Below are 10,166 nucleotides of genomic sequence, written 5' to 3'. Positions count from 1 at the left end.
GCCGGCCGCCACCCTCTTCGAACGGGTCGGCGATGAAGCGCTGCGCCGTCAGGCCCGCGCGGTTCAGGTAGCCGCGCGCAAGCACTTCGTCGCCGACATACAGTTCGCCGGCAACGCCCACGGTGGCTTTCCGCAGGCAGCTGTCCAGTACCAGAAGGCGCGCGCTGGAGGCCGGCCGCCCGATGGGCGGCAGCCCTTCGCCACCGGCGAGTTCGACGCCGAACTCGCTGACCACATGGGTCTCGGTGGGGCCGTACTGGTTGAGGAGCCGGCATTGCGGCTCGCGCTGCAGCCACGCGATCAGGGCCGGCGTGAGCTTGAGCTGTTCGCCGGCCGTGATGATTTCCCGCAGCGCCGGCAGCCGCGTGTCCTGGGCCAGCGAAGACTCGGCCAGATGCTGCAGCACGGAAAAGGTCAGGAACACGCGCTCCACCGCCTGCTCTCGCATCAGCGTCTCGAGTTCGACCAGATCGAGCCGTTGCGCTTCAGCGCTCTGCACGAGGCAGCCGCCCGACGCCAGGCCGCTGATCATCTCCTGGAAGGCGACGTCGAAGCACGGCGATGCGTACAGCAGCGTGCGGCGCGCGGCCGGCGCGCTCGCCAGCTGCCATGCGATCAGTCGCGCGACTGCACCATGCCGCATCGCGACGCCCTTGGGGCGGCCGGTGGACCCGGAGGTGTAAAGCACATACGCCAGATGGTCGCCATGGATCGGCACCATCGGGGCGTCTTCAGCTTCGTCGCTCACATCGGCGGCGTCGAAGGACAGCAGGCGCACGCCGGGCCGCGACGGCATCCTTTGCGCGAGCACATCGCGCGTGAGCACCCAGGCCACGCCGCTGTCCTCCACCATGTAGGCGAGGCGTTCGGCCGGGAAGGCCGGGTCCAGCGGCACATAGGCTGCGCCGGCCTTCAGCACCGCCAGCAGACCCACCACGGTCTCGACGGAACGGTCGACCGCGATCGCCACGCGATCCTCGGGCCGCACGCCGAGCCGGATCAGGCGATGGGCCCAACGATTGGCGAGCCGGTCGAGCTCAGCGTGGCTGAGCTGGCGTTCGCCGACGACCAGTGCAGGCGCATCAGGTGTCGCCCGCGCCTGCCGCTCGACCAGCCGGTGCACGGGCTCGGGCGCGCTCGCCGCGAAGTCGCCTCGCTCGAAGCGCGCAAGAAGCGCCTGCTCCCGCGCATCGGCCAGCGTCAGCTGCGCAAGCGGCTTCTCGCTGTCTTCTGCCAGGGCGAGCAACAGAGCTTGCAATTGGGCCGCCAGACGCACGATGACGGCCTCGTCGCACAGTTCCTGCGCATAGAGCCAGTCCAGCTCCAGCGTGTTGCCCTGGTGGATCAGCAAGCTCAACGGATAGGAGGTATCCGCCTGCGTGCGCACCGCCGAGAACACCAAGCCGCCCGGTGCCGACTCTCGCAACACCTGGTCCACCGGGTAGTTCTCGAAGACGAGCAGGCTGTCAAACAGTCCCTGACCCGCGCCGCCGGCCCAGGCCTGGATCTCGTGCAGCGGCGTGTGCTCGTGTTCGCGCGCCGCCACCTGGCTGGCCTGCAGCGCGCGCAGCCACTCGCCCACTCGCTGCCCGGGCCGCAGCGGCACGACCACCGGCAGTGTGTTGATGAACAGCCCCAGCATCTGCTCGGCACCGCGCAACTCGGCCGGCCGCGTGGCGGCGGTGGCGCCGAACACGACCGTGTCCTGCCCCGTGTGTCGCCCCAGCAGCAGCGCCCAGCCCGCCTGCAGGAGGGTGTTGAAGGTCACGCGCTCGCGCCGCGCGACCTGCTGCAGGCGCGCCGTCCCGGAAACATCCAGCACGCTGCGGTGGCGTGCTTTCCCCGTGCCTGGCTGGACTGGCGGGCGCAACGCGGAGAACAACCGCGTCGGCGCTTCCAGCGTGCCCATGACCGTGCGCCAGTAGCGTTCGCCGGCCTGCGGGTCGCGCGCCGCCATCCAGGCGATGTAGTCGCGGTAGCGGCCGGGCGTCGGCACCGGCGGCTGTCCGTCGTAGCGGCGCAGCACTTCGGCCATCAACTGCGCGGCACTCCAGCCGTCCAGCAGCAGATGGTGGTGCGTCCAGATCAGCCGATGGCGTCGTTCGCCGATACGCGCAAGCAGCATGCGCATCAGCGGCGGGCGGTCCAGGTCGAATCCTTGTGCCTGCTGTTCGCGGGCCAGCGCCTCCACCGCGGCGCCGGGGTCGGCGCTGTCGCGCAGGTCCTGCTCGATCCAGGGCATCGCGGCGCTCGCGGCGACCCATTGCAGGGGTGTGTCGCCGTGCACCAGGAAGCCGCTGCGCAGGATGGCGCTGCGCTGCAGTGCTGCATCCCATGCGGCGCGCAGGCGCATCGGGTCCAGGTGCTCCACATCCACGGCCAGCTGGTTGACGTAGCTGCCGTCATGCGGCTCGAGCAGGCCATGGAACAGCATGCCCTGTTGCATGGGCGACAGCGGGTAGAGGTCTTCCAGCGCGGCGACCGGCACCGGCAGGGCGTCGAGCTCCGCCTGGCCGAGACCGGCCAGCGGAAAGTCCGACGGTGTCACGCCGCGTGCGCCGGCGGCGCAATGTGCGATCAGCGCATCGAGTTCTTCCTCGAAGCGCCGCACCCATGCCTGCACCGTCTGCCGTTCGTGGCGGGCATGGCTGTAGCTCACCGTGAGGCTCAGCTCGCCCTCGAGCACCTGCCCGTTGACGATGAACTCATGCATCAGCGGCGCGGCTTCGTGGATCGCCGCGCCCGGATTCTCGTCGGCCAGCCGCCAGGGCGCTTGCGCGTCGAAGCCGCTGTCGACTTGTCCGAGGTAGTTGAAGACGAGTTGCGGACTGGGCAGCGCGCGCAGTACCTGCCGCTGGGCTTCGCTGCCCAGGTGCTTCAGCGCGCCATGGCCGAGCCCTTTGGCGGGAATGTTTCGCAGGCTTTCCTTGATGCGCTTGAGCGCATCGACCGGTGAGCCCGACGGGTCGAGCAGCACCGGGAACAGGCTGGTGAACCACCCGGTGGTGCGCGAGAGATCGACGCCTGCGGGCAGCAGATCTTCGCGCCCGTGTCCTTCCAGCATGACCAGCAGCCGCTCGTGGCCGCTCCAGGCGCACAGCGCCCGGCCAAGGGCCGTGAGCAACACGTCGTTGACCTGCGTGCGGTAGGCCGCCGGCACCTTCTTGAGCAGCGCGTGCGTCCTGGCGCGGTCGAGGCGCAGTTCGACGCTGACGCGCTCGGCCTGCGTGTTCGCGCCTTCCGGATGCTCGCAGGGCAGCTCCGCGGATGCCCGGGTCAGCGGGCGCCAGAAAGCGAGTTCCTCGTCACCGTGCGCGGCGGCATGGGCCTGCAGTGCCAGCGCCCAATCCTTGACGCTGCCGGTCTTGGCGGGCAGCACAACAGGCTCGCCTGCGCGCAGCCTTGCATAGGCGTGCCCCAGGTCCTCCAGCAGGATGCGCCACGACACGCCGTCGATGACGAGATGATGGATTGCGAGCAACAGGCGCCAGCTGCCGTCGGCCAGCTTGATCGCCAGCGGCCGCAGCAGCGGACCCTGCTCCAGGTCCAGGCTGCGCTGAGCCTCGTCGCACAGGGCCTCGACCCCGGCCGCATCCTTGGACTGGCTTACCCACAGCAGGCCCTGATGCCAGTTTTCAGGCAGCGGTTCGCAGGCCTGGCGCCATACGCCGTCGGCGTCCTGGCCGAAGCGCAGCCTGAAGGCGTCGTGGTGTTCCATCACAGCCACCAGGGCGCTTTCGAGCGCGGGCAGGTCCAGTGGCTCGCGGCTGTGCAGCAGCAGGGCCTGGTTCCAGTGATTGCGCCTTGGCATCCCGGTCTCGAAGAACTCGGCCTGGAACGGCAGCAGCGGCACCATGCCCTCGACCGTGCCCCCGACTCCCGCCTGCGCTGTCACCGCATCCTCGGGCTCGGCCACCTCCGCGAGTTCGGCGATGGTCTGCCGGTCGAACATCTGCCGTGGCGTCAGCTTCCATCCGGCCGCGCGAAGCCGGGAGACGATCTGCAGGCTGAGGATGGAATCGCCGCCGAGTTCGAAGAAGTTGTCGTGCCGCCCGACCGATGCCACGCGGAGCACCGCAGCCCAGATGCCGGCCAGAACCTGTTCGACGCCCTCGGCGGGTACCTCGTGCAAGCCGCTCAGCGGCCGCTCGGGTCGAGGCAACGCCTTGCGGTCGATCTTGCCGTTGGCGTTCAGCGGCAGTGCATCGAGCATCACCAATGCCGAAGGGATCATGTAGTCGGGCAGCACCGTGGCCAGACGCGTCTTCAGCTGCGCCGGCTCCAGAGGCTGATTCGCCTTCAACGACACATACCCCACCAGCCGTGCGCCCCCGGGACCGTCGTCGGCGATGACCACCGCCTCGCGCACCTCGGGCTGCACCAGCAACTGCGCCTCGATCTCGCCCAGCTCGATGCGGAAGCCCCGGATCTTCACCTGGTGGTCGATGCGCCCCAGGTACTCCAGTTGGCCGTCCTCGCGCCAGCGCACCAGGTCGCCGGTGCGGTACAGCCGCTCGCCCGTGTCGCCGAACGGATCGGCCACGAAGCGCTCCGACGTGAGAGCGCTCTTGTCCAGATAGCCGCGCGCCAGCCCGATACCGCCCAGGTACAGCTCCCCACCCACGCCCTGCGGCACGAGGTTCAGGCCCGCGTCCAGCACGTAGGTCTTCGTGCCCGCGATCGGACGTCCGATGGCCACGTGGTTGCGCCCGTCCGCCTGGCAGGTCCAGTGCGTCACGTCGATGGCCGCTTCGGTCGGGCCATAGAGGTTGTACAGGCCCGCGCCCGGCAGGCGCTCGAACACCCTGGCCTGCGCCTCGGCGGGCAGTGCCTCGCCGCTGCACACGATGCGCTTGAGGCTCGTGCAGGCCTCGATGCCTTCATGGGCCACGAAGGCCTGCAGCATCGAGGGCACGAAGTGGATGGTGGTGACGCAGTGGCGGCGGATGAGCTCGACCAGCCTGCCCGGCTCGCGGTGATCGCCCGGCTGCGCGACCACCAGACGTGCGCCCTGCATCAGCGGCCAGAAGAACTCCCACACCGACACGTCGAAGCTGAAGGGCGTCTTCTGCAACACCGTATCCGTCTCATCGAGCGAATACTCATCCTGCATCCAGGCCAGGCGGTTGTATAGCGAGCGGTGGCGGTTGGCCGCCCCCTTGGGCCGGCCGGTGGAGCCGGAGGTGTAGATCACATAGGCCAGGTGTTCGCCGTGCAGGGGCACGTCGGGGTCGACGCTCGGACCCGTCTCCAGGTCCAGCAAGTCCAGTTCGATCGTCTGCACGTCCTCGCGCACCGGGATCGCACGCGCGATGTGGCTCTGGGTGAGCAGCAACGAGACGCCGCTGTCCTCAAGCATGTAGATGATGCGGTCTTGCGGGTACTCGGGGTCGATGGGCACGTAGGCGCCACCGGCCTTCAGGATCGCCAGCAGCCCCACCACCATCTCCACGCTGCGTTCCGTGGCAATGCCCACTTTCGTGTCGGGCCGCACGCCGAGCGCGATCAGGCGGTGCGCCAGGCGGTTCGCGCGTGCTTCGAGCTGCGCGTAGCTCAGCGACACATGCCCGAACACCAGCGCCACCGCTTCCGGCGTGCGCCTGGCCTGCTGGCCGATCAGGCGGTGCACGGGATCGGCGCAGGCGCGATGCGGCAGGTTCTCGCTCTGACGCATCAGTTGCGCTTGCTCGCCCTCGCTGGTCAGCACGAGGTTGGCGAGCACGCTGTCAGGCTCGGTCGCGAGGGCTTCAAGCACCCGCAGATAGCGCGCCACCAGACGTCGCGCGGTGCTTTCCTCGAACAGGTCGGTGTTGTATTCGAGGCGGCCGCGAACGCCCCGCGCGTCGACATAGAAGTCGAGCGACAGGTCGAATTTGGCACCCGCGTCGTCGAACTCCTCGATTTCGGCGCGCACGCCCTCGAGATCGAATGCCACCGTCTCGCCAGCCATCTGCACGCCGAACATCACCTGGAACAGCGGGCTGCGCGCCGGGTCGCGCCGGTCCGTGCGGCTCGCGAGCAGCACCTCGAAGGGCAGCTCGGCATTGTCGAGCGCCGCCAGCGCGTCGGCGCGCACCTGCCGGCAGATCTCGCGCAGGCTCTGGCGCGGCGACAGCCGCGCGCGGAACACCTGGGTGGTCACGAAGAAGCCGAGCAGCTCGCTCACTTCCTCGTGCTGGCGTCCGGCGTTGGGCACGCCGACGGTAAAGTCGTTCTGGCCGCTGGAACGGGCAAGCAGCACCTGCCATGCCGCGAACAAGGCGACGAAAGGCGTGCATTTCTCGGCGCGGCAGAACTTCTGCACGGCGAGCGCGAGCGCTGGCGGCACATCGAAGCCGAGCGCGGTTCCAGCGAAGCTCTTGCGCGAGGGCCGCGCTCGGTCGGTCGGCAGGTCGAGCACCGGAACCTCCGGACCCAGATGCCGGTTCCAGTGCGCAAGCTGGCGCTCCAGCGCGCCGCCCTCTACATTCGCGCGCTGCCACACCGCATAGTCGGCGTACTGCACGGCAAGCGGCGGCAGCCTGACCGGGCCGGCGCTGTGCAAGGCAAGGCGGTAGGCCTCGGCCAGATCGCGCGCGAGGATCGGGTTCGACCAGGCGTCGGACACGATGTGGTGCAAGCAGACGGCAAGCACATGCCGTTCATCTCCCAGCTTCACGAGGCACGCGACCATCGCGGGCGCCACGCCCAGGTCGAACACATGCCCGGCCGTGCGTCGCACGGCCTCGTCCAGCGGTGCCTTCTGCGCTTCGACGTCCAGGCCCGACAGGTCGATGCGCTCCACCGCGAACGGCGCATTGGCCTGCACGCTCTGCTTCGGCACACCGTCCTGTTCGAAGAAGCGGGTTCGCAAGACGGAATGGCGCGCGATCAGTGCCTGGAAGGCACGCTCCAGCGCGCCCGCATCGAGCCGGCCGGCCAGCCGAAAGACGCGAGGCAGGTTGTAGGCCGTGAGCCCCGGTTCGAGCTTCTGCAGAAAGCACAGCTGCTCCTGCGCATAGGACAGGGCCACGGCGTCGCCCTCGGACACGGTGCGGGCGATGGTGGGATGAATCAGGGAATGGGTCATGCGGTCTCGCTCATGTGTTCTTCGGGCCGCCTGTGGGCCTGCGCACGCTGCTCGAGCTGTGCGGCGTCCTCGCTGCCTTCGCGCAGCGCGGCCGCCAGCGCCGCCGGCGTCGGATGGTCGAACACCACCCCCGCCGCCACCTCGACCTGAAGCAGCTTGCGGATGCGCGCGACCAGCTTGATGACTTGCAGCGAGTGCCCGCCGAGTTCGAAGAAGTCGTCTTCCACGCCGATGGGGCCGCTGCCCAGCAGCGAGGCCATGCCGTCGGCGAGTACCGCTTCAAGCGCGTCGCGCGGCTCGATGCGGGCCTTGTCTGCGCGAGCGGCAGGCGCGATCGCAGACAGCGCCAGCCGGTCGATCTTTCCGTTGGGCAGCCGGGCAAAGGCCTCCGTGGCCATGAAGGTCGCCGGCACCATGTGCGCGGGCAGCAGCGCGGCCAGCCGTTCGCGCAAGGCGCGGCCATCCGCGAGCGCCGCATCGGCGACGAAGAAGGCGGACAACGTGGTCGCACCTGTGGCATCCGGAACCGCAAGCACCACTGCCTGGCGCACGCCCGGTTGCGCCAGCAGCACCGCCTCGACCTCGGCCGGCTCCACGCGGAAGCCGTGGATCTTCACCTGGTGGTCCGCACGCCCCGCGAGGCGGATGCCGCCTTCGGCCAGCACATACGCCAGGTCGCCTGTGCGATACAGGCGCTGGCCCGGGTTGAAGGGGTCGGCCACGAAGGCGTCGCCCGCCGCACGGTTCAGGTAGCCGTGGCACAACTGCGCGCCACCGACGTAGACCTCGCCCAGCGCGCCAGCTGGCACGAGGGCCAGCGCCCCGTCGAGCACGTGTACGCGGTTGTTCGCGAGCACCCGCGTCAGCGGCAGCTGCTCGGGCACCTGCCCGGCGGCGGGCACCGCGTGAACCATCACGCCGACCGTGGTCTCGGTCGGACCGTAGTGGTTGTACACGTCGCACTGCGGCGCAAGCCGCGCGATGCGCTCGACAAGCGCGCGCGGCGCGGCCTCTCCGCCCAGCACCAGCGTGCGCGGCAGGCAAGGCGATGCGCATTCGAGCAGCGCCTCCAGGTGCGAAGGCACGATCTTGATCGCGTCGATTTCGTTGTCGGCCATGAAGCGGGCGAAGGCGTCTGCGTCCTTCACCTCGTCTTCGGCCGCCACCACCAGGCAGGCGCCGTTGAAGAAGGCGGCGAAAAGCGCCGTGTTGCCCAGGTCGGCGACTACCGAACTGGTGAGCGCCCAGCGGCGGCAGTTGCCGAGTTTCATCGCAGCCGAGGCGGCGGCCACATAGTTCAGCAGATGCCCTTGCTCGATGGCGACGCCCTTGGGCTTGCCCGTGGAACCGGAGGTGTAGAGCACGTACGCCAGGTCCTTCAGGGCGATGCGATGTGCAGGCGCCGCATCCTTCGTGCCGTCGAGGGCAGGCAGCATGGCGGCATCGAGCACGAGTGCCGGCTGTGCGTCCGCGAGCACGGCTGCACGGCGCGCCTCGGGCCATTCGGGCTCCAGCGGCAAGTAGGCGGCACCCGCGCGCCAGGCGGCGAAGATCGCCACCGGCAGTTCGACCGAGCGCGGCAGGTTGAGCGCGACGATGGAACCGGGCGTCACGCCCTGTGCAGTGAGCCAGTGTGCGAGCCGGTCGATGCGGGCATCGAGTTCGCGGTAGCTCAGGCGCTGGCCGCCCGCTTCGAGCGCGGGGGCATCCGGCGTGGCCTGCGCCCAATGCGCGATGCGGTCGGCCACGGTCTGCATGCCCGCATCGATGCGTTCGCCGCAGCCCTGCGCGAGCAACAACTCACGTTCTTTCGGCCCGACCAGCGACAGCGCCTCAACCGGCGCATCGGGCTGCGCGGCAACGGCATCGAGCAGCGTGACGAACTGCAGCAACAGGCGTTCCAGGACCGCCCGGCCGTAGCGGGCGGCATCGGCGTGCAGCGACAGCACCGAGCCTTCCGCCTGCCATGCGGCCTGCAGCGCGAGTTCGAAACAGGGTATCGGTCCGGGCAGCCCGATGAGGCGCCACCGCGCATCGGTGCCGTGAGGCGGCGTCACCGCGTGCGAGGCAAAGCCGACGACGGTGTGCGTCGAGAGGGGCGGTGCATCGACCGACCAGTATTCCTGCGCATCGACATGCGCCGCCAGCGCGGCGTCGAACCTGACGGTCCAGCCTGCGAAGGACTCGCCCGGCGCCACCTCGACCACCACCGGCAGCACCTTGTCGAACACGCCGACCGCGCCTTGCATGGGTTCGTAGTCGCGCCGGCAGTCGTGCTGCCAGCCGCCGATGAAACGGCCGGTACCGCTCAACCTGGCAAGCAGCAGCCACCAGGCCGCGTGCAGCAGGGTCTCCGGCTCTGCGCCGAGCGCATCGGCACACGCGGCCACGCGGCCTGCGAGCGCTGCGTCCAAAGCAATCGAAACACGATGGCGCGAGGCCTGTCCCTGCGCAGCATGGAGACGCTCATGCAGGCGCGGCGGCGGGAGGGCCGAGGTGTCGGCCACGAACCGCTGCCAGTAGGCACGCCCCTGCGCCGCATCGTCGCCTTCGAGCAGGTCCTGCCGCCATTCGACGAAGCGCGCGTACTGGAAGACCTCCGCCGGGTCGAAGCCGCCTTCGCCCGAGCAGGCCGTGGCGATCTGGCCGAAGAGGTTCTGAAGGCTTTCCCTGTCCGCCGCCAGCGGGTTGACCGAAAGGGCCAGCATGTGTCGAGTCTCGCCCGTGCGCACAAGGGCGGCGCTGACGAGTTCACCGCGCTCAGTGGCGAGCGGCTCGGCGTTGAATGCGTCGATCCAGGCGTCCAATGCGCCCTCGTCCGCCTCGCTGAGGTCGGCCAGCTGCCATTTCAGCGGCGGCACCACGTCGAGAGACTGTTGCCGCAGGCCCCTGTAGCCCGGCACCGGGCGGATGGCCATGCACAGCGCACCGTGCGCGCGCAGCACACGCTCCATGGCGAGGCGCAGGCGCCCCGTGTCCAGCGGGCCTTCGATGCAGGCTCGCAGGAGCAGGCGCTGTGCGCCGGCGGGCACCGCGCGCTGTTCGGGAGAAAGGGGGAACGTGGGTTCGAGACTGTCGGTCATCGCGTTCATTGCGT

At 69.5% G+C, this 10,166-nt stretch carries 2 protein-coding genes; both read right to left on the bottom strand.

Translation table 11 applies throughout. The annotated features are described in order from the left end of the window. Positions 1 to 7,069: non-ribosomal peptide synthetase (locus QRN67_RS28470; RefSeq protein WP_285414595.1), on the bottom strand; the 7,069-nt coding region annotated here is incomplete at its 3' end. After that, positions 7,066 to 10,152, bottom strand: a complete 3,087-nt coding sequence (locus QRN67_RS28465; RefSeq protein ID WP_285414594.1) for a non-ribosomal peptide synthetase — start codon at positions 10,150 to 10,152, stop codon at positions 7,066 to 7,068. The genes QRN67_RS28470 and QRN67_RS28465, both read right to left, overlap by 4 nt. Positions 10,153 to 10,166 lie beyond the last annotated feature (14 nt).

The sequence above is a fragment of the Variovorax sp. efr-133-TYG-130 genome (assembly GCF_030208835.1).
GTDB lineage: Bacteria > Pseudomonadota > Gammaproteobacteria > Burkholderiales > Burkholderiaceae_C > Variovorax.
Note: the sequence above shows the minus strand (reverse complement) of the source record. Positions and strands in the feature narration are given on the sequence as shown.

Coding starts and splice junctions, on each gene's coding strand:
- QRN67_RS28465 (WP_285414594.1), bottom strand. CDS start 10,152: ATGACCGACAGTCTCGAACCCACGTTCCCCCTTTCTCCCGAACAGCGC.